The sequence below is a fragment of the Brucella thiophenivorans genome (genome assembly GCF_002252445.1).
Lineage (GTDB): Bacteria > Pseudomonadota > Alphaproteobacteria > Rhizobiales > Rhizobiaceae > Brucella > Brucella thiophenivorans.
The window spans coordinates 56,096-77,293 of sequence record NZ_NNRJ01000009.1; the positions used below are offsets into that span (position 1 = coordinate 56,096).

The window sequence follows — 21,198 nt, forward strand, 5'->3', positions numbered from 1 at the left end:
AACACCTGCTCAAGATTGATGCGGCAAACGCAGTGGCGTAGCCTGTAAATCCATCTCAAGATGAAGCTTGGTCGGAAACAAACCGTTATGACCTAATCCTTTGCCAATATGGATAACGGATGCGGCTTTCAGTGGCCCTTCCAGAAGATCATAGGCACGCTTTCGCGCATCTTCATCCATGCCGTCCAGCGTACCATCAATCACTATCCAGCTTGGATTTTGTAGCACCAGCCGCGCCAAAGCAAGGCTCTGCTGCTCATCAGCCGTCAGCGTCCGATCCCAACGCAAAACACGGTCTATCTGCGACACAAGCCGTTCAAGTCCTGCAAGCTTCAACACCTCTGCAATCTGATTTTTTGAAAAATCAGCCGAACTCAAAGGATAAACTACCGCATCATGCAGATTACCCGGCGGGATGTAAGGCGCATGGGGAATGAACACCACGCGGTCGCCCGCAGGCAATCCAATCCGCCCACTGCCCCAAGGCCATAGGCCACCGAGCGCTCGAAAGAGCATGCTGCGCTCCGATTCTGTGGCCCCCGTTACAAGCAGACGCTCACCGGGATTGATGACAACCCTCGTCTCCACCAGATTGAGACAACCTTCCGGCGCTGCAATCGACAGATTATCGATCGTCAATTGCTCTTGAGGATTGGTTTCAACAGCAATCTGACGATCAAGATGACCAATTTCATCCATACGCAAAATCGCTTGCCGAAAACTTGCGACACGCAGCAGCGTTGCCCGCCAATCTGCAATGGCGCCGAAATTATCGACAAACCAGCGTAGTGAATTATGCACCTGCGTAAAAGCGCCAACGGCCATCATCAGGCCACCGAAGGTCAGCCCACCTGAGAAATAAACGGGAGCCGCGACAAGGATCGGCGCAACGATGGTAAACCAGCCATAGCCTGCCGTCACCCAAGTGAGATTAGTGGTGGCAATCACGATGCGTTTGATAGCGAGCAGCACCGCATCAAGATCACGATCCAGCCTGCGACGCTCATCGGCTTCACCACGCGCCAGCGTTACTGCATCGATATGCTCGTTGACGCGCATCAGAGAAAAGCGGAAATCAGCCTCACGCGCATAGCGATTAGCATTGTGATTGACGAGGCTGCGACCCACAAACCACGAAAGTAGTGATGCAGATCCCGCATAAAACACCGCCGCCCAAACCATGTAACCGGGTATGGAGAAATTATAACCCCACACATGGAAAACAAAGCCACTCGAAAGCGACCACAAAACGCCAACAAAACTCACCAGAATGACGGTTGATTGCAGCAGGTTGATACCGAGATCGCTGGTTGTTTCGGCAAGATGCCGCGCATCTTCCTGTAAGCGCTGATCCGGGTTGATGCCAATTTCGCCTGCCTTTGCAAGACGGAATGCCCGTCCCGGCTGCAACCATTGCCCCACGAGATCACGTGCCAGCCCATCCCGCAATTTCAGCTTGAACATCTGGTTCAGCCACGTTTGCGATACGTTGAGAATGAGAACCGTGCCTGCAATCGCGAAGAAAATCAGCAACTGATGGAAGAAGGCACTCAGATTGCGATCAGACAACGCATTATAGAAAGGCACATTCCAGCGATTGATCGCGACCTGTCCAACAGCGATGAGAACAATGAGAACAAAAATTCCGGTTCCAAGCGCAATAAGCTGATTACGCACGGGCGACACCCAAAACGCACTCATCATCATGCCAGCTTGCGAGAAAAGATCGCTGCCGTCCTGCTTTTCAGGAGGCTTACCCTTTTGACGCGTGCGGTCGACTTCTTGCGGCTCATCCTGCTTTGACTGGGGCAACGCGTCTTTCCTTACCAAACCTGGCAGATATGCAATTTTGTTGGCAAAAATCTTGTCTGCAATAGCAGACGTGTCTGTTTGGTCTTAACCAGTTCTATTGGCAGCCTATAGCAATATTTTGGAACTTTTGCGTGAAGTGTGAACCTGTCATGTCAGCGCATCAAATAAAATAATGCATTGCCGCAATCGCAGTTCCAGCGGGCTTGAGCATAAACAACAATGCGCCGTGATTGATGATGAGAAAAAGCATTTCAAAAATAGGCGTTTACAGATAGCAAAGCCTGTCTTGTGCTGGTCAAATTTGTCGCATATAGTTTCGTCATCGATTTTTCGGTCAAGTGACTTTGTGACCGCCCGGCCTGCCGTGCTTCCTAACGATCTCCTGTCCATAAATTCGATCCACAGGGACGTGTGCGAAGCATACGGACTAACGACTACTAATGTTACAAAGGAATTTCCCATGGCTACGGGAACAGTTAAGTGGTTTAACACGACCAAGGGCTTCGGCTTCATTCAGCCTGATCAGGGCGGCACGGACATTTTCGTTCACATTTCCGCTGTTCAGCGCGCTGGCCTGGCCACGCTCGATGAAGGCCAGAAGGTTTCCTACGAAGTCGTAGAAGACCGTCGTTCGGGTCGCTCGTCTGCCGACAACCTCGTCGCAGCATAAATTTTGCCGGATAGGCAACAGCATGTCTCCCAAAAGTGGTAATCGATTTTGAGACTAAAGCATGCGTTAAAATAAACAAAAAGGCGGGGTCATGCCCCGCCTTTTTGTTTGTTATAAATCAGGGCAGCCAATCCATCGGCACATGACCCTTATCGGCTTCCACCCGTGTAAGCCATGCTTTGATCTCTGGATAGCGATCCATATCAAAGCCGCCGCGGTGCGCTTCATGCGTATAGGCATAAAGCGCAATATCCGCGATGCTTAGACCATCACCTGCCAAAAACGACGTCTTTTCAAGCTGCACCTCCATAACACCCAACGCCTTGTCTCCACCTACCAGTGTCGATGCAAGACGTTCAGGCGTCGCATCACCCGCACGCTCAGGATAAACCATCAAGGCACGGCGCACCGCCACATACGGCTCGTGACTATATTGCTCAAAGAACAGCCATTGATAAACAAGCGCCCGCTCATACGCATCTTTCAGCAGATACGGCGTATTCTCAGCGAGATAGAGCAAAATCGCATTTGATTCGGATATGAAGCGCCCATCATCAAGCTCAAGCAGCGGAACCTTACCATTGGGGTTCTTGGCCAGATATTCAGGCGTGCGCGTCGAGCCATCAAGCGATGAAACACTGACATGCTTGAAAGGCTTGCCGAGTTTGGCAAGCAAAAGCCGTGGCTTATAGCAATTTCCAGAATCTGGCTGTGAATAGATCGTGAGCATTTATCTCTCCTGTATCGATATAACATGTCCGCCACTTCACGCGCTGTCCAATCAGTTTCGTTGAAGCAATATGTGTGCATCCATGATGGTTCAGAACTTTTCAGCAACACAATCGCGCGACAAACCGGAATTTCTTGCGAAACTGCAAAGCTTTTGTTGCGATTCGTGCGCCGATGCGACATAGAAAGCCCGCAAGACCGGACCATGCCCGGTGCCGGTTATCTGATCCTGCCATCTATGGAGATCTATCATGGCATTTCTCGCCGACGCCCTTTCTCGTGTAAAGCCATCTGCGACCATCGCGGTCAGCCAGAAAGCACGTGAACTGAAAGCCAAGGGCAAGGACGTGATTGGTCTCGGAGCGGGCGAACCCGATTTCGACACGCCGGACAATATCAAGCAGGCCGCTATCGACGCAATCAATCGCGGCGAAACCAAGTACACTCCGGTTGCAGGTATTCCTGAACTGCGTCAGGCCATCGTTGCCAAGTTCAAGCGTGAAAACGGCCTCGACTACAAGCCTGAACAGGTCATCGTCGGCACCGGCGGCAAGCAGATCCTCTTTAACGCCTTCATGGCCACGCTGAACCCAGGCGATGAAGTCATCGTGCCTGCGCCATACTGGGTGAGCTACCCTGAAATGGTCGCAATCAACGGCGGCACCCCGGTTTTCGTCAACACGAAGATCGAAGACAATTTCAAGCTGACAGCAGCCGATCTCGAAAAGGCAATTACGCCTAAGACCAAGTGGCTGATCTTCAACTCGCCATCCAACCCAACCGGCTCCGCTTATACGGAAGCAGAACTCAAGGCGCTGACCGACGTACTCGTACGTCATCCGCACGTTTGGATTCTGACCGACGACATGTATGAGCATCTCGTCTATGGCGATTTCGTCTTCACGACGCCTGCGCAGGTTGAGCCTTCGCTTTACGACCGCACGCTCACTATGAACGGCGTATCTAAAGCCTATGCAATGACCGGCTGGCGCATTGGTTACGCAGCAGGCCCGCTGCAGCTTATCAAGGCTATGGACATGGTGCAGGGTCAGCAGACCTCCGGTGCCTGCTCCATCGCTCAATGGGCCGCTGTCGAAGCGCTAAACGGCACACAGGACTTCATCCCGAAGAACAAGGAAATCTTCCAGGCGCGTCGCGATCTGGTTGTCTCCATGCTCAATCAGGCGACTGGTATTCATTGCCCAACACCGGAAGGCGCATTTTACGTCTATCCGTCATGCGCTGGTCTGATCGGCAAGAAGACGGAAGCTGGAAAGGTTATCGAAACCGACGAAGATTTCGTAACCGAACTGCTGGAAGCAGAAGGCGTTGCTGTCGTTCACGGCTCGGCCTTTGGTCTTGGACCAAACTTCCGCATTTCCTATGCAACATCTGATGAGTTGCTTGAGGAAGCCTGCTCACGCATTCAGCGCTTCTGCTCAAGCCTGCGCTAAACATTTCGAAAATAAAAAGACGAAGGGGCCGAAAGGCCCCTTTTTCGTATGTGCTTTTCGGAAATCCTCGGTCCGGCGCGAAGCCAAAAAAAAAGCCAGACAAATGTCTGGCTTTGAGTTTTGAAGGTGCCATTGAGGCAAACCTCCAGAGGGGAACACTCAGCCTGCGTAAAATGGGAGGAGGAAACGCAGCACTGAGATGATCTTTATATGCCCTGTGCTTATTGTTTTGGCAATCCAACTTTCGCACAATACAGCTATGCATTTTACGCATGGCTATTTTTAAAGAAAAAACTTCGCGATTTCATTGACTTACCGATTAACCACTCACAAAGTATTACACATCACTGTTGCACGACCAGCCCAAACATAAGGCATTTTGTTACCTGCCCTGCCTGCAAAAATAGCAAATCACTTGGCTAGGTTCCAAAAAAAGGCCGCGCGAGTATCACCCGGCGCAGCTTTATTTGGCTTAAAAGTCGATAATCAGAACGTCCAGTTACGGGCTTTCGAAAATAGGAAGTCGCGGAAAGCATGGAGCTTGGCTGAATTCTTCAGCGCTTCCGGGTAGCAGAAGAATGTATCGAAAGACGGGATTTCCTCAAGCTCCGGCAGAAGCTGCACCAGACCGGATTCTTTGTCAGCCATATAATCAGGAAGAACCGCAATACCCGCCCCACGCTGAACTGCACGGCGAATGGATAGCAGATTATTGACCTGCAAGACCGGAATACGCGTGCTTCCATCGGTACGCCCGGCAATCTCCAGCCAGTTCAGCCCGGTGAGATAGCTTGGTGCTGGCTCACCGAAAGTCACAACGCGATGCTGGTCGATCTCATCGATCGAATTCAACTTGCCATATTTCGATACATACCCTGCCGACGCATAGACATGCATATGCACGGTAAAAAGACGGCGCTGTATCAGATCAGGCTGCTGCGGCTGGCGCAGGCGGATCGCACAATCTGCATGACGCATGGTGAGATCGAGCTCTTCATTATCAAGAATAAGCTGAAGCTGCACATCGGGATAAAGCTCGACAAACTCCTGAATCCGCTCGATCAGCCAGCCGGAACCAAGACCAACGGTCGTTGTCACACGCAGGCGTCCGGTCGGCTTTTCCTTGCTCTCGGCAAGTTTCGAGCGGACATTTTCAAGCTTCATCAACACATCATGCGCGGTGCGATAGAGCGTTTCGCCCTGCTCCGTCAGGATGAGGCCACGCGCATGCCGGTGAAAAAGCGGAACACCGACATCCTGCTCCAACGCGCTGACTTGCCGCGAAATAGCTGATTGCGACAGATGCAATGTCTGTGCGGCATGGGTGAATGACCCTGCTTCCGCAGCAGCATGAAAAATACGCAGTTTGTCCCAATCAAGCGGTGCGACCACGTTCTCCCCCTATCTTTACTCCGCAGCTTCGTGCAGCGGTTCCTGTGCAGCCAACCAGCGCTCGGATTCAAGCGCTGCCATGCAGCCCATACCGGCGGCGGTCACTGCCTGCCGGTAAATATCGTCGGTGACGTCGCCAGCAGCGTAAATACCCGGCACGTCGGTCGCGGTCGAATCGGGCGCCGTCCAAAGATAGCCGTTTGGCTTCTGCTTAAGCTTGCCCTCGAACAAGGAAACAGCAGGCGCATGGCCAATGGCAACAAATACGCCATGGGTTTCAAGCTCACTCAATTCGCCCGTTGCGATATTCTTGAGACGAACACCGGTTACAGTCGCGCCCATGGGCGGCTTTGCCTGCGTGCCAAGGATTTCATCGATCACGCTGTTCCAGACCACTTTGACGTTTTCACGCGAAAGCAGACGATCCTGCATAATCTTTTCAGCGCGGAACCCTTCACGGCGATGCACGATGGTTACACTTTTTGCGATATGCGAAAGATAGAGCGCTTCTTCGACTGCCGTATTGCCGCCACCGACCACAACAACATCCTTGCCGCGATAGAAGAAGCCGTCGCACGTGGCACAGGCCGAAACGCCGCCACCCATAAAGGTCTGTTCGCTCTCAAGGCCAAGCCACTTGGCTTGCGCACCGGTTGCGATAATCAGCGCATCACAGGTGTAAATAGTACCCGAATCGGCAATCAGGCGGAACGGACGCGTTGTCGTTTCAACTTCAGTAATGATGTCATACACGATTTCCGTGCCGACATTCTGCGCCTGTGTTGCCATCTGATCCATCATCCACGGGCCCTGCACAGGCTCGGCATAGCCCGGATAATTTTCCACGTCAGTGGTGATCATCAACTGACCACCTTGCTGCAGACCAGTAATAATGATCGGCTTGAGCATCGCACGCGCTGCATAAATCGCCGCCGTGTAACCTGCCGGACCTGAGCCGATAATGATGACGGGCGCATGACGCTGTGACATGGGATAGTTCTCCGGTCCAAAAATCGATTTAACGCGGACATATCGCTTGGTAGAATCGCTTTCGCGCTCAGTTTTGCCAATGCCCTGATATTATGGCCAAGTTAGGTCCGCGAACCTGCCTTTGCAAGGTTTGAGCCACGTTTGCCATCGGTCGCCCACAGCTTGTCGTCGTTAAGCACAGCGATACACGATACCCACATTGCGGCTGGCAAATTCCCGCGTTAAACAAACATAATAGACTGCTGCTTTCAAAATTCGCTGGAGCCGACCGCCATTTACAAGACTGTCGCCAATATCTGTGCGCGTTTCGGCCTCGTAATGGCTGTAGCCATGCTGCTCCCTGCGGCTATCGATCTGCGTGATGGCAGCGACGACTGGCTGATTTTTGTGCGCTCCGCTGCCGCCACCGGCGCGCTGTCCGCGCTTATCCTGCTTGCAACACAAAACCAGAATACACGATTCACGCCGCGCTTGGGTTTTCTGCTCACCGCCTGTCTGTGGCTAACCGCAAGTTTCTTGGGTTCGATCCCGCTCTATTTTTCACATCTGCCAATCAGCTATGCGACGGCATTCTTTGAAGCCATGTCGGGCGTAACCTCCACGGGGGCTACGGCGCTTACCGGACTTGACGATATGCAGCGCGGCATTTTGCTCTGGCGCTCGCTTTTGTGCTGGATCGGTGGTGTCGGCTTCATCGGCTTGGCGCTTTTGATGCTGCCTTCGCTGCGCGCAGGCGGTTTGGCGCTTTTTCATATGGAAAACTCAGACAAATCGGAAAAGATTTTGCCGCGTATGAACCAGATCGCGCTTGGCATCATCCTCGCCTATTTAAGTCTCACCGCCGCCTGTATGATTGCTTACTTTGCAGTTGGCATGAGCATATTCGATGCCGTCAATCATGGCCTTGCAACCGTCGCGACCGCTGGCTTCTCGACTCATGACAATTCATTCGGTTATTACGAAGGCAATCAGATGCTCTTGGTGGTTTCGACGGTCTTCATGATGCTGTCAGCCCTGCCCTTCGTGCTTTACATTAAGGCATTCATGCCGCGCCGCACCGAATTGCTGAAAGACCCGCAGGTGAAGCTCTTCTTCACCATCGTCATCGGGTTCAGCTTCATTCTCGCCATCGTTTTGCAGGCAAACACGCATATACCCTTCGGCGATGCGCTGATTTCAGCCTCATTCCACTTCGTATCGGTGATTACGACCACAGGCTTTACCATAGAGGACTACTCCCTGTGGGGCCCGCCAGCCATCGGCATTTTCTTCCTCGCATCCTTCTTGGGCGGCTGCGCGGGCTCGACATCGGGCGGCATCAAGATGAACCGCCTCATCATTCTGTGGAGCCTGACACAAGCCAATCTCGCACGCCTTGTCATGCCGCACGCGGTTATCAAAATCCGCTACGGCTCTTCGGAAGTATCGGGCGAGATCGCGCAGAATGTTTTGCTCTATCTGTTTCTCTACATTGCATCGCTGGTGATCGGTGCAGTTTTGCTGGCTTCACTTGGGCTTGATTTCGTCTCGGCTTTCACGGGTGCATTGACGGCGCTATCCAATGTTGGCCCGGGATTTGGCGATACAATCGGCCCGGTCGGCAATTTCTCGACAATCGACGACCCTGCACTTTGGGTACTCTCATTTCTGATGCTGGTCGGTCGTCTTGAGCTTGTGACCGTATTTATCCTGTTCACACGCACTTTCTGGATGCGCTAACACCTCTATAGGCAGTTTACATCGTGTCATTTCTTTTGGTATGAGCAGGATTAGATTGCGCTACAGTGGCGCTGAATGTTTTATTATTACGCCTGAATGAAATTTCATTGCGCGCGGAGTTTTATATGCCGATCAAGGCCGACCTGGACGACATCGATTGGAAAATCCTTCGGGAGCTCCAGAACAACGGGCGCATTACAAATGTCGAGCTCGCCGAACGCGTCGGCATCTCTGCTCCTCCCTGCCTGCGTCGTGTGCGCAAGCTGGAGGAAAGTGGCGTCATTCGCGGTTATCGCGCAATCCTCAACGGCAACACACTGGGCCAGGATCTGGTGGCATTTTGTTCGGTAGGTCTGCATCGACAGGCCGATGCTGATCTCAAGGCCTTTGCCGAAAAGACCAAGCAATGGCCGCTGGTACGCCGCGCATGGATGGTGTCGGGCGAATCCGACTTTCTGCTGCATTGCGTTGCACGCGATCTGAACACATTCCAGACCTTCGTCATCGAAGAACTGACCGCCACGCCCAATGTGGATTCGGTGCGCACAGCACTGACAATTCGTCCGGTTAAGGACGAACCACTGATGATTCTCTAAGCATGTTTCCCCAAAGTGGGATCCGGTTTTGGGATAAAGACATGCGCAAAAACAAAGAATCGAACTACTTGCTACAAAAAACCCGCTCGTAAACTGCGCTGATTGCTTCAGCCTCTTTTTCGAGCGGGAATGTATTGCGCACATGTGCCAGTGCGTTTTCGCCATGACGTTCAGCCATGGCAGGATCGGCAAGATAAGGCTCGACTGCATCGCGCAGCGCATCACCATCGCCTGCCGCAACGAAACTGCCCGTACCATCGACGATCATTTCAGCATAAGCACCGGCATCACTTGCAACCACGGCGGTTTTTGAAGCCATGGCTTCAAGCGGTGTGAGGCCAAAACCTTCATTGCGCGATGGCGCAACATAAAGCGTCAACCGCCGATACCAGATGCGCACATCCGGCACTTCACCAAGAATACGTATACGATCCTGTAATCCCGCAGCAGCAATGCGCACTTTCAGATCATCCTCGAATGCCTGATGTTCAGAAGTCGTGCGGCCTGTAATAATTGCCGTCCATTGTGGATATTTCGGCAGAAGCGCAATCATCGCATCAACAAACAGATCGGTACCCTTAGAATGGCGCACGCGGCCAAAACAGCCAATCGCATATTGTCCGGGCAGGCCTGATGCGCTGAACTGATCTTCTTCGCCAACAGGCGGATGAAACCGCTCCAGATCAACGCCATGCATGATGACCTGATGTGGCACTTCAAGAAAGCTTCCCGAACGACCACTGGTAGCGATCACCGCATTCATGCGGCGGATCAGCCATTTGGTGAAAGGCTTGTGATGACGCTGGGCAGCGGAGGTAAAGACCAGTCGCAGCTTCATGCGCAGCACATCGCGCATAAAAACACCGGCCAGCATTTCAATATTGCGACGCGCATGCCAGATGCGAAAACGTCGCTTTAAAGGTTTTCGCCAGAATGAGAAGATAGCTGTACCGCCAAGATGCGGCAGGCTGTCGGGCAATCCCGGCCCCATTGTAGCAATGCCCAATCCCTTTGCACGTTGCAAAGGGATAAGCTGCACGATGGTTGAGGTCACACCGGAAAGGCGGCGCTTGAAATTGGGCGCTACAACCTCAACCTCTTCAACGGGAACTGACACGTTTAGTCTCAAACGTATTTAAGCCCAAGAATCTCGTATGAACGCGAACCGCCCGGTGCATTGACCTCGATGGTATCGCCTTCACCCTTGCCAATCAGCGCACGCGCAATCGGCGACGAGATGGATATGCGGCCTTCCTTCACGTCAGCTTCCTGATCGCCAACGATCTGATAGACTTTTTCTTCTTCGGTATCTTCATCAATCAATGTGACTGTTGCACCGAACTTGATCTTGTCACCAGAAAGCTTGGTGACATCAATAACTTCTGCGCGACCAACCAACTCTTCCAGCTCGTTAATACGGCCTTCATTCAGGCTCTGCGCTTCTTTAGCGGCATGATATTCAGCGTTTTCAGAAAGATCGCCATGCGCACGCGCTTCGGCAATTGCCTCAATAATCCGCGGGCGTTCATTTTGCTGACGCGTGCGAAGTTCTTCTTTAAGGTTCTCGAAACCGCGAGGGGTCATAGGGAACTTTTCCATACCCAGTCCAGTCCTTTCCATCGCCCGCCGCACTTCCGTTCAGGACAAGCGCGACGGCATTTTAATTGCCCGCCTGATCCTGCACCACAACTGAAACAGGATACCCAACCGGGGGTAGATCACCCGCCGATACACAAAAAGAAAACGGTCCCTGAAGCGCAGGCTCCAGAACCGTTAAAATAACATTCCAAGAACTATAGCATTTTCAATGGCCATTTCACGAACAAAAATTTTAGCCTGTTAATTATGCTCAACGATAGCTGCTATTTTGCTGGAACGGGCCAGGTTGCAGGCCATTTTTCAGGTCCACCATCGTAATTGCCATCGCAATCGCCTTTAGATCGCTCTTCGACCAACACAAGACGCACTTTCCCGTTCACATCATCAATGGCTTTCCAGACATCATAAGTGCCGCAATCACCAATGCCACGGCCTTTGAAAAAGGCAGTTAAGGTCTTGTTTGCCTGTGACCAGTCGATATTCCATGCCTGATCCGTTGTCGTCGGACCATCATCGGAAATGGTTGGCAATGAAATTGGAACAATCTGGTCATCATTCTGACTATAGAAGACATAAGACTGATTATAGGCTCCCGGAGAACCGCATGGCATCGCGATCAGCTTGAGACCATCGGCGATTTTTGCCTCAAAACCACCGCCCGTCCTGAACGAATCACCATCTGATAAGCCACAAACCCCATTCTCGTCGCTAAAATCTGTGCGGATTGCTTGCGGCAACTGATCAATGGCGGTGATCAGTGTCACCTCTGGCGCAGATGGTGCAGGCTTGGTGCCCTTCGCCTGCAATGCATCGACCGTTCCTGCACGCGATTGCTGCTCATCCATGTAAATCAGGCCGCCGACAAATCCCGACAACGAATAATTGGAGGTTTTGCCCGCAAATTTGAGTTGCAGTTTCTGCCCATTGCGCATCGTGTCCATCAGTTTAGTAACTGCGGCTGCATCCGTATAGGTGAGCTGGCTATCCTCCAGTTTCAACGCCGACACTGCGACGCTTAGCGCTGGTTTACCATCAATCGAAATGTCGATGCTTCCCGATAGTTTCGCGGGGTCAATATAAAAAAGCTGAAGCTCCGGCTTTGCGCCAACGGCACGAGAGCGATAAATGCCAAACCCCGGAGCACCTTCGCTGGCAACAGGACTAAGAGTCAAAGTACAATTCTGCGCAAAATCACACATCACAGCAGTATCGCGGATCTGCTTGTACGCTGCTTGCGAAATGCCCGCTCCATACAGCAACGATGCCGCCGCTGCACTCGCCAGCAAGATTGCTCTCATTTTGCATTTTGGAAAAATCATCGACGACTCCTCAACGGGTGGGCTTGCCGAGACCTCATCATATTTTCTATAGCATGGCCATCCCGAAAACATGACGCGGATCAATGCGGGCATATCGGGGCGAGGCAATCAATCATGACGCGTGTGCAGGCAAATCTACTCCTTCTTCTGGCCGGTGTTATTTGGGGCATGGGCTTTGTGGCACAATCGACCGCCATGGCCAGCATTGGCCCGTTCTTTTTCATCGGCGTCCGTTCAGCCATTGCCGCCGTTAGCGTTTTGCCTTGGTCAATTGCCGAAGGACGGCGTTCATCCCATAAGCTTCAACGCTCGAACTATCTGTTTTTCATGCTTGTCGGTGCTTGCTTGTTTACAGGCCTCATCCTGCAACAGATCGGCCTCATCACCACCTCCGTCACCAATGCCGGCTTTCTCACCGGACTTTATGTCGTCATGGTGCCGGTGATGGGTGTAACCATTTTTAGAAATTGGCCGCATCCGATTATTTGGCCAAGCGCTGCAGCCTGTCTTATCGGCATATTTCTTTTATCAGGTGGCAAGCTGAGCGCGCTTAAACAAGGCGACTGGCTGGTGATTTGCGGCGCATTGTTCTGGGCCATGCAGGTTTTGCTCATTAGCCGCGCCAATCGTGCGGGACGCCCTATCACACTCAGTTGCATACAATTTGCGACCGCCGCAGTTGCAGGACTTGTGATTGCTGCGGCGGTCGAAGACATCAACTGGAATGCAATCGCACTAACATGGAAAGAGTTGCTGTTTACCGGCATCTTTTCATCGGGCATAGCCTTCACGCTGCAAGCCATCGGCCAGCGTTATACAACATCTGCACAGGCAGCGATTTTCCTGTCATCCGAAGCAATCTTTGCGGCGATGTTTGGCGCAATCTTCCTTGGCGACCGTTTAACCTTTATCGGCTTTATCGGTTGCGGCCTGCTATTTGCTTCCATGATGGCTGTTGAACTGGTTCCTATGTTCTGGAAAAGAAAATCAGAACCAGTCCCTGTAGCGGCAGAATAGCTAACCTCGGAAAATAAGAGCAGCGCCACCGGCAATCAGCGCAAAACCAAACACATGATTCCAGGTGAAAGCTTCTTTGAGATAGAAGATCGAAAACAGGCTAAAAATCACCAATGTGATGACTTCCTGCATCGTCTTAAGCTGCGCTGCTGAATACACCTCATGTCCGATACGATTGGCAGGCACCGCCAGAAAATATTCGAACAGCGCGATACCCCAACTGATGAAAATGACCGTCACCAGCGGCGTACTGGTGAACTTCAAATGCCCGTACCAGGCAAAAGTCATGAAAACATTGGAGCCGATCAGAAGCAAAATCGGCAGAACACTTGGCGATATAAGTGCTGACATGGAAGAAAACTTTGGGGACCGAGAGGACAATGTAGCGGCTTGGCCCGAAACCGCTGAAATATACTAACAAATAGGCATGAAGATTTTGCCAATCTTATGTCAAACAGCGGCCCGAATATCACCACAGACATTAACGCAGACACTGACTGTTCGTTTACGCTTATGGTCTAATATGTGTTGGGGCCAGTTCCAAAATGAAAGGCATGGACATGAGTTTTGCGTTGTCCAACCGCTTTCGTCGCTATGCACTTTCGGCAAGCTTTGCATTGCTTTTACTTATGGCTGGCTGTTCCGGAGATCGTCCACAACGTCCGCAGGCCGAAATCGGCAATGCCGATATAATTGTTCCACCTGCCCCCGTAGCTTCCGCCAGCACACCGCCCGAAGATCGTGTTGTTGGCCTTGCCGAAGAAATCGAAAACAATGCTCATGAGATGACAACGCGGAGCCAACCGCAATATACTGGCGATTATGGCTTTGCTTCACCTGTGCAAAACCCGGTCAGTACCGCTGAAAACATCTATACTATGTCCAATTCAGAGGTTGCCTGCCGCACCCGGCTCAAACGCCTCGGTGTCGTCTTCACGGAAAAATCGCCCATCAATCAAAGCGGAAGCTGCCGTATCGACAACCCGATTGAAGTCAGCGGCTTCAACAGTGGTTCCATCGCCTTCAAGCCAGCCGCAACACTGAATTGTCAGGTCACAGAAGCGTTTGCGCGCTGGATCAAGGGCGATCTGCAACCATCGTCCCGCCTGCGCTATCTTTCCGGCATCAACACCATTCACAATGCTGGCGGCTATTCATGCCGCACGATGAACAATCGTCGCGGTGCCAAAATGTCGGAGCATTCTCGCGGCAACGCCATCGACGTTACGAAAATCGTCCTCAACAACGGCAAAAGCATAGTGGTACGCAAACCGGGCTTCTTCTCCTTTCGGGAGAAGGGCCTGCTCAACAGCGTTCGTTCGGATGCCTGTGATTATTTCACTACCGTTCTTGGACCGGGCTATAACCGCGAACATGCCGACCATTTCCACTTTGACCTGATGCAGCGCCGCAGCGGTTATCGCACATGTAAATAGATAGCAAAAAGCCCGGACATATCCGGGCTTTATAACTATTCCGCAGGAACCGGCGTTGGCTGACCGCTCTTGTCGAGTGCGACCATGACGAACTCGCCATGTGTCACCAGATCCATCTCTTCCGCGAGATAGCGCTGCGCCCACGCTTCGACATGCAGCGTAATCGATGTGCGGCCAACGCGCGTAATCTCGGTGTAAACACACAGGACGTCGCCGATCTTCACCGGCTTTGCGAAAGACATTTCCCGAACAGCCGCCGTTACAACCCGCCCCTTGGCACGTTCTGAAGCGCGAATAGCACTGGCAATATCCATCTGCGCCATAACCCAGCCACCAAAAATATCGCCAGCTGAGTTGGTATCGTTCGGCATGGCCTGTGTGCGAACCGTCAGCATGCCCTTGGGCGCAGTAAGATCGATCATCGATAAGTCCCTCGCATATAGAGCATTTCCAGCAAAAGTGCGTAGCGATTTTGCGTAGGATAATGCGGAAAAAAATAATTACAGCGTTTCCTAAGATTCACTCAAAAGAGTCGGTTGTGAGTATGCTTCAAGCAAACTCCAAGGAAAAGTGCGGCATCCGCACCGCAGCCATGCAAATCAAGTGCACCCATAATTAAAATGGATAAATTCTGAATTGTTAAGCATAGATACATCCATATAAATATTACCAAGTAAATTTTTAAAAATAGTGATATATATACATTTATCTCGATTAGATATGGGGAAAATAATGAGACTTATTTTTAAATCATCTATTGCTACATTAGCTATTCTATTTGCAACGAGCGCAGAAGCTTCAAGCGGCCTTGCGACTACAAATATAAATCTGCGCACTGGTCCCGGCACACAATATCAATCCATGGGCACTATACCAAACGGTGTCGTCATTGGCGTTGCGGGCTGCACAAGCGGTTACGGCTGGTGCCGTGTCAATTTTCACGGCCTCGATGGATGGGCATCCTCCCGCTACATTGCCGTTCAGACAGGGGGCGGCGGTTACACCACCAACGACAACTTCGGATCGACCGCTGCTGCCATAGGCATTCCTTTGATTGCAGGTCTGGTAATCGGCTCAGCCATCAGCAACAACAATCGATGGGATGATGGTCCCAACTGGGGACCCCGTCCAGGCTGGGGGCCAGGTCCATATCGTCCCGGTCCCGGCTGGCGCGGACCAAATCAGTGGGGTCCACCGCGTCCACATTGGGGCGACCGTCCCGGCTGGAGCGATCATCCGGGGTTCCACCCGAATTTCTATGGACCGGGCGATCGCTGGCGTCCGCGTGGCAGGCTCTAACATACCTCCTGACAGCCTGATGTCAGGAGCCGCATATAATTGAGAAGGTGCGCACCGGATTTGATACAGATTCAATCCGGCTCCCCTTTTCATTTCGACTACGACATTCCATATTGCCTCTATGGCCTCCTCAAAAGACAAATACACTCAGGATTCGCACGACGAAACTCACGGCTTTGGCGAAGCGCCACAGCCCGGCTTGTCAGGCACACCATTATCCGGTTCGATTGCCGATTGGGCAAAAGAGATCGGGGATGAGGCTGATAAGCCAAAACCCAAAGCAAAATCTGCAAAGGCAGCTAAATCGCCTAAGAAAGTGCCGGAACGCAGCGCGGAATCCTCGCGCAGTTCTCGCGGCACATCCTTGGGCGGCGCAGCCTCCGCAAAAGAGCGTGCCGCCGCAGGTCTCAATCCGGTTGCCGGTCTCGACATCAGTCTTGAAGACGCCGCCGCATTGAATCCCACGGGCGCAACTGCGACCGTACAGGCACTTTCCGATCTCATCGAATCCGGTAATCCGCTGTTCAAAAATGGCGAATTATGGACACCACATCGCCCTGCCCGCCCGCCAAAATCCGAAGGCGGCATTTCGATCCAGATGGAATCGAGCTTCGAGCCATCGGGCGATCAGCCGACGGCTATTCATGATCTTGTCAGCGGACTGGCAGATCAGGACCGTACCCAGGTTCTTCTTGGCGTCACCGGCTCCGGCAAGACCTTCACCATGGCGAAGGTCATTCAGGAAACGCAGCGCCCGGCGCTTATTCTTGCGCCAAACAAGACGCTTGCTGCCCAGCTTTACGGCGAGTTCAAAAACTTCTTCCCGAACAATGCCGTCGAATATTTTGTTTCCTATTACGATTACTATCAGCCCGAAGCTTATGTCGCGCGGTCTGACACCTACATCGAAAAGGAATCGACGGTAAACGAACAGATCGACCGGATGCGCCACGCGGCGACCCGCGCGCTGATCGAGCGCGACGACGTGATCATCGTGGCATCAGTATCGTGCATTTACGGTATCGGCTCAGTCGAAACCTACACGGCCATGACTTTTGAGATGAAGATCGGCGACCGGCTCGACCAGCGCCAGCTTCTCGCCGATCTCGTGGCACAACAATATAAGCGGCAGGATATTAATTTCGTGCGGGGCTCGTTCCGCGTGCGCGGCGATACGATTGAAATCTTCCCGGCCCACTTGGAAGACCGCGCATGGCGTATCTCTCTGTTTGGCGATGAAATCGAATCCATTGCCGAGTTTGACCCGCTGACCGCTCAGAAGACCGGCGATCTGCAATCGGTCAAGATTTACGCGAATTCCCACTATGTCACGCCGCGTCCGACGCTCAACCAAGCCATCAGGTCGATACAGGAAGAGCTTCAGCATCGTCTTGCCGAACTGAACAGTGCTGGTCGTCTGCTAGAAGCGCAACGTCTTGAACAACGCACCAATTTCGACCTCGAAATGCTTGAAGCAACCGGCGTCTGCAACGGCATCGAAAATTATTCGCGCTACCTGACCGGACGCAAGCCCGGCGAACCACCACCAACGCTGTTTGAATATATCCCCGACAATGCGCTTGTTTTCCTCGACGAAAGCCACGTCACGGTTCCACAGATCGGCGGCATGTATCGCGGTGACTTCCGCCGTAAAGCAACGCTGGCCGAATATGGCTTCCGGCTGCCTTCCTGCATGGATAACCGTCCGCTGCGTTTCGAGGAATGGGACGCCATGCGTCCGCAGACCATTGCCGTTTCGGCAACGCCGGGTAAATGGGAAATCGAAGAAGCTGGCGGCGTGTTTGCCGAGCAGGTCATCCGCCCGACCGGGTTGATTGATCCGCCGGTCGAAGTGCGTCCAGCGAAAAATCAGGTCGATGATGTGCTGGGCGAAATCCGCGAAACAGCGCGCAAGGGCTACCGCACGCTCTGCACAGTGCTGACCAAGCGCATGGCCGAGGACCTCACCGAATATCTGCACGAACAGGGCGTTCGCGTGCGTTATATGCATTCGGACATCGACACGCTGGAACGTATCGAAATCATCCGCGATCTGCGCCTCGGTGCATTCGACGTGCTGGTGGGGATCAACCTGCTGCGCGAAGGTCTGGATATTCCCGAATGCGGCTTCGTCGCCATTCTCGATGCCGACAAGGAAGGTTTCCTGCGTTCAGAGACCTCGCTTGTTCAGACCATCGGCCGCGCAGCGCGTAACGTCGACGGTAAGGTCATTCTTTACGCCGACAACATGACCGGCTCCATGACACGTGCGATGGATGAAACCAGCCGCCGTCGTGAAAAGCAGGAAGCATACAATCTGGAGCATGGCATCACGCCTGCTTCCGTGAAGAAGAACATCTCGGACATTCTCAATTCGGTCTACGAGCAGGATCATGTCCGCGCCGATATTTCCGGCTTTGCCGAACAAGGCGCCATGATGGGCAACAATCTTGCATCACATCTTGAACATCTGGAAAAGCAGATGCGCGATGCTGCAGCCGATCTTGATTTTGAAAAGGCAGCGCGTCTGCGTGATGAAGTCAAGCGACTGCGTGAAATGGAACTAGCGATTGCCGACGATCCGATGGCGCGCGAAGTGGAACTCGAAAGCCCGGTAACGGGCCGCACCAAGGGCCGACATAATGCGGGTCGTAAGGTGCATCGCACGGTCGATGCCGAGCCAAAGCAATCGCTTTTCGCCAAGCCGTCGCTCGACAATATGGGCCCGGGCACCGATATGGCAAAGCCGCTGTTCCGTAAAAATACGCTGGATGAAATGACCGTCAAGCGCACGGAAAAGCCAGCTGGTGCGGATGACGCTGCAATCCGACGCGAACGCGCTGGCGTCGGCTCTTATGAAGACCCGGCTGAAGCAGCCCGCAAAAAACGTCGCCCCGGCAAGACTGGCCGACCGGGGCGGTGATTAAGCGCTCACTTCATCAGCGGCACTGACTGCCGCTGATAATGCGATAGCCTGCACGTTCGGCTTCACAGCGGTTGGAGAATGTCTGCCGGTCATTGCCACGTCGTGCACAAACCGGCATGAATTCCCGCGTACATGCACCAGCACTGGGACGGCCCGGTCTGTTACCCTGATGTGGCGGACGCCCCGGGCGCTCGCCTCCCCAGCCGGAACCCGGCCTCGTAGCAGGTCTTGAACTACACTGGCCGTTGCCGACAACCCGATAGCCGTCCGCGCGTGCCTGACATGCATTGCCAAATGTCTTTCGTGATTGCCCGCGTTCTCCACAAACCGGCGCATAGATCATCGGGCACATTTGCGGCTGTGATGGCCCCGGGCGCACCGGTGGCCGGTAATCTGGCCCACCCTCGGCGACACAACCTGCCAGAAACACAGCACCGGCAATCAAACCCCAACGGCTGATTTTACGAAAAAACATCGCCCTCTCCCTCACTTATCTGAATAGTAAAATGGCACAGTTCCCCTCAAGAACAAGGACCTTCGCGAGATAATCCGTAGAGCCTCATATCGACAAGTTGTAAACTTGCATTACTGTATCACCCAGGTAGCGGGACAGGGGTGGAAGAAACAGCATGAGTCGTTTGCATTTAACGATAGCGACATTTGCCTTCATGCAGCTTTTCTGCTGGCCTGACGGCATCCATGCAGCAAACCAGACAGCCACCAACCCCGAATCTCTCATCTATGGTCCACCAATGCCGTCAGAAAGAGCATCTCCGACTGTCGGGCGCATCTGCGAGCTCATAGAAATCAATGCTGAAGCAAAGGGCATTCCGAAAGACTTCTTTGCAAGGCTAATATGGAAAGAAAGCCGCTTTGATCATCGCGCAGTCAGTCCGGTAGGCGCGCAAGGCATTGCACAATTCATGCCCTATACTGCAAAGGAGCGCGGCCTTGCCGATCCTTTCGACATTGAACAGGCCATCCCTGCATCGGCTGGCTTTTTGAGCGAACTCAAGCGCGCATTCGGAAATTGGGGGCTTGCCGCCGCCGCATATAATGCCGGGCCTGGCCGGGTTTCCAACTGGATGCGATCGGGCGGCTTTCTGCCGCTTGAAACGGAAGATTACGTGCTTGATCTTACCGGCGCACCCGCCGACAATTTTGCATCAGGCAACGAAATCTCAAACACGCCGCTTGATGCCAAACTGACGTTCGCGGAAGCTTGCCAGCGTCTGCCGATCATTCGCACTGCAACAATCCCCATGTCACGTATTAAACCAAAACCGTGGGGCATTCAGGTCGCTGGTAATTTCCGTCGTAGCGTTGCTGTCAATCAATGGAGCCAGCTCCGCAAACAGTTCTCAACGGTGCTAGCAGGGCACGATCCTGTTATCAGTCGTGTTCGTACACCCATTGCCCGGCGCGGCATCTATGCAGTGCGTATAGGCGCCAACAGTCGCAGCGAAGCGGATAATATATGCACTAAACTACGCGCTGCCGGCGGAGCATGCATAGTTTTGCGCAATAGATAAGCAACTGAGCATACTATACCATAGTATGATTTGATATATTGCACCCAACCTGCTCTCTTTTGGTATTAAATTGCCGATATTCTGGTAATTTTTATAAAAATTAGCAACGATACCGCTTCAAATATAACCAATCACATTTTAATTGAAAATTTTGCTTGCCAAACAACGCATCATAGATCAGTCTTCGTTTCGTCCGGGCAATTTGAGTACAAACGGAAGACTGGAAGAACGGCGCGCCGGAACCGCTAGAAGTTCCGGGTTGGGGGATTGCTCTCCAGCAATGATCGGTTCCTTTCCTAAGTCGAGAACTGCCTGCATGACCCTCTGCCGGGTGTGTGGTGCGTTCGGCAGAAGTTGTAATTCCACTGCCTCTAATAAAGCGGTGGCGCCAAGGAAAAGGAACGGATCCCATGGCACAGACCGGACAGGTCAAATTCTTCAACTCCGAAAAAGGTTTCGGATTTATCAAGCCTGATGACGGCGGCGCAGACATCTTCGTGCATATCTCTGCTGTACAGGCTTCGGGTTTGGCAGGACTTGCCGACAATCAGAAGGTTTCCTACGAAACGGAACCGGATCGTCGTGGCAAGGGTCCAAAGGCAGTAAACATCTCGGTTACTGACTAATCGATTTTTTGCTGATCAAGAATTTGATCCCCGGCTAACGCCGGGGTTTTTTATTGGATCGACGGCGTCGAATTTCCACTTA

At 52.7% G+C, this 21,198-nt stretch carries 20 protein-coding genes and 1 pseudogene; 11 read left to right on the plus strand and 10 right to left on the minus strand.

Annotated elements, in window-relative coordinates; translation table 11 throughout:
* Positions 1–9: 9 nt before the first annotated feature.
* Complete coding sequence (locus tag CEV31_RS01870) at positions 10–1,812, minus strand: ABC transporter ATP-binding protein/permease (RefSeq protein WP_328587681.1); 1,803 nt, start codon at positions 1,810–1,812, stop codon at positions 10–12.
* Between the two features lie 460 nt (positions 1,813–2,272).
* Here CEV31_RS01870 and CEV31_RS01875 point away from each other — a divergent pair, with 460 nt between their 5' ends.
* Positions 2,273–2,482, plus strand: a complete 210-nt coding sequence (locus tag CEV31_RS01875) for a cold-shock protein (RefSeq protein WP_094505206.1) — start codon at positions 2,273–2,275, stop codon at positions 2,480–2,482.
* Between the two features lie 118 nt (positions 2,483–2,600).
* On the opposite strand, the gene CEV31_RS01880 is transcribed toward CEV31_RS01875, so the two are convergent.
* Positions 2,601–3,212 (minus strand): glutathione S-transferase family protein, encoded by a 612-nt coding sequence (locus CEV31_RS01880; RefSeq protein ID WP_094505207.1) that lies wholly within the window; start codon positions 3,210–3,212, stop codon positions 2,601–2,603.
* Positions 3,213–3,462: 250 nt separating this feature from the next.
* Between CEV31_RS01880 and CEV31_RS01885 the strand changes: the two genes are divergently transcribed.
* Both CEV31_RS01885 and CEV31_RS21265 read left to right on the plus strand, forming a co-directional pair.
* Positions 3,463–4,665 carry a pyridoxal phosphate-dependent aminotransferase gene (locus tag CEV31_RS01885; protein WP_094505208.1) on the plus strand — a complete coding sequence of 401 codons (1,203 nt, stop codon included), beginning with the start codon at positions 3,463–3,465 and terminating at the stop codon, positions 4,663–4,665.
* 19 nt (positions 4,666–4,684) lie between these two features.
* Positions 4,685–4,868, plus strand: a pseudogene (locus CEV31_RS21265) (hypothetical protein); the annotation flags it as partial.
* A 283-nt stretch (positions 4,869–5,151) separates the two neighbouring features.
* Here CEV31_RS21265 and CEV31_RS01895 read toward each other — a convergent pair.
* The gene (locus CEV31_RS01895) at positions 5,152–6,057 is read right to left on the minus strand and encodes a LysR family transcriptional regulator (RefSeq protein WP_094505209.1); all 906 of its coding nucleotides are present in this window, start codon (positions 6,055–6,057) and stop codon (positions 5,152–5,154) included.
* Positions 6,058–6,072: 15 nt separating this feature from the next.
* Complete coding sequence (gene trxB / locus CEV31_RS01900) at positions 6,073–7,047, minus strand: thioredoxin-disulfide reductase (RefSeq protein WP_094505210.1); 975 nt, start codon at positions 7,045–7,047, stop codon at positions 6,073–6,075.
* A gap of 318 nt (positions 7,048–7,365) precedes the next feature.
* On the opposite strand from trxB, the gene CEV31_RS01905 reads away from it, so the two are divergent.
* The gene (locus CEV31_RS01905; RefSeq protein ID WP_094505211.1) at positions 7,366–8,766 is read left to right on the plus strand and encodes a TrkH family potassium uptake protein; all 1,401 of its coding nucleotides are present in this window, start codon (positions 7,366–7,368) and stop codon (positions 8,764–8,766) included.
* A gap of 125 nt (positions 8,767–8,891) precedes the next feature.
* Complete coding sequence (locus CEV31_RS01910) at positions 8,892–9,362, plus strand: Lrp/AsnC family transcriptional regulator (RefSeq protein ID WP_094505291.1); 471 nt, start codon at positions 8,892–8,894, stop codon at positions 9,360–9,362.
* A gap of 64 nt (positions 9,363–9,426) precedes the next feature.
* Here CEV31_RS01910 and CEV31_RS01915 read toward each other — a convergent pair whose 3' ends face one another.
* From CEV31_RS01915 to CEV31_RS01925, 3 genes are all read right to left on the minus strand, one after another.
* Positions 9,427–10,479, minus strand: coding sequence for a glycosyltransferase family 4 protein (locus CEV31_RS01915; RefSeq protein ID WP_169717297.1), 1,053 nt, complete (start codon positions 10,477–10,479; stop codon positions 9,427–9,429).
* Between the two features lie 8 nt (positions 10,480–10,487).
* Positions 10,488–10,961: a transcription elongation factor GreA gene (gene greA / locus CEV31_RS01920; protein ID WP_094505292.1), complete on the minus strand. Its 474-nt coding sequence runs from the start codon at positions 10,959–10,961 to the stop codon at positions 10,488–10,490.
* Between the two features lie 263 nt (positions 10,962–11,224).
* Positions 11,225–12,280 (minus strand): DUF1176 domain-containing protein, encoded by a 1,056-nt coding sequence (locus CEV31_RS01925; protein ID WP_210190865.1) that lies wholly within the window; start codon positions 12,278–12,280, stop codon positions 11,225–11,227.
* A gap of 114 nt (positions 12,281–12,394) precedes the next feature.
* Between CEV31_RS01925 and CEV31_RS01930 the strand changes: the two genes are divergently transcribed.
* A complete protein-coding gene (locus CEV31_RS01930; RefSeq protein ID WP_094505214.1) occupies positions 12,395–13,297 on the plus strand; it encodes a DMT family transporter in 903 nt (300 codons plus the stop codon).
* On the opposite strand, the gene CEV31_RS01935 is transcribed toward CEV31_RS01930, so the two are convergent.
* Entirely contained in the window at positions 13,298–13,648 is a 351-nt protein-coding gene (locus CEV31_RS01935) for a DMT family protein (protein WP_094505215.1), read from the minus strand.
* A gap of 209 nt (positions 13,649–13,857) precedes the next feature.
* Between CEV31_RS01935 and CEV31_RS01940 the strand changes: the two genes are divergently transcribed.
* The gene (locus CEV31_RS01940) at positions 13,858–14,733 is read left to right on the plus strand and encodes an extensin-like domain-containing protein (protein ID WP_235818019.1); all 876 of its coding nucleotides are present in this window, start codon (positions 13,858–13,860) and stop codon (positions 14,731–14,733) included.
* Between the two features lie 35 nt (positions 14,734–14,768).
* Here CEV31_RS01940 and CEV31_RS01945 read toward each other — a convergent pair whose 3' ends face one another.
* Positions 14,769–15,155 (minus strand): acyl-CoA thioesterase, encoded by a 387-nt coding sequence (locus CEV31_RS01945; RefSeq protein WP_094505217.1) that lies wholly within the window; start codon positions 15,153–15,155, stop codon positions 14,769–14,771.
* 310 nt (positions 15,156–15,465) lie between these two features.
* Here CEV31_RS01945 and CEV31_RS01950 point away from each other — a divergent pair, with 310 nt between their 5' ends.
* On the plus strand, positions 15,466–16,032 hold the full coding sequence (locus tag CEV31_RS01950) for an SH3 domain-containing protein (protein ID WP_094505218.1): 567 nt from the start codon (positions 15,466–15,468) through the stop codon (positions 16,030–16,032).
* A 121-nt stretch (positions 16,033–16,153) separates the two neighbouring features.
* Positions 16,154–18,955 (plus strand): excinuclease ABC subunit UvrB, encoded by a 2,802-nt coding sequence (gene uvrB / locus CEV31_RS01955; RefSeq protein ID WP_094505219.1) that lies wholly within the window; start codon positions 16,154–16,156, stop codon positions 18,953–18,955.
* 16 nt (positions 18,956–18,971) lie between these two features.
* On the opposite strand, the gene CEV31_RS01960 is transcribed toward uvrB, so the two are convergent.
* A complete protein-coding gene (locus tag CEV31_RS01960; RefSeq protein WP_094505220.1) occupies positions 18,972–19,433 on the minus strand; it encodes a Kazal-type serine protease inhibitor family protein in 462 nt (153 codons plus the stop codon).
* A 154-nt stretch (positions 19,434–19,587) separates the two neighbouring features.
* Between CEV31_RS01960 and CEV31_RS21525 the strand changes: the two genes are divergently transcribed.
* Positions 19,588–20,490, plus strand: a complete 903-nt coding sequence (locus CEV31_RS21525) for a lytic transglycosylase domain-containing protein (protein WP_235818020.1) — start codon at positions 19,588–19,590, stop codon at positions 20,488–20,490.
* Positions 20,491–20,900: 410 nt separating this feature from the next.
* On the plus strand, positions 20,901–21,116 hold the full coding sequence (locus CEV31_RS01975; protein WP_024899445.1) for a cold-shock protein: 216 nt from the start codon (positions 20,901–20,903) through the stop codon (positions 21,114–21,116).
* The last annotated feature ends 82 nt before the right edge of the window (positions 21,117–21,198 follow it).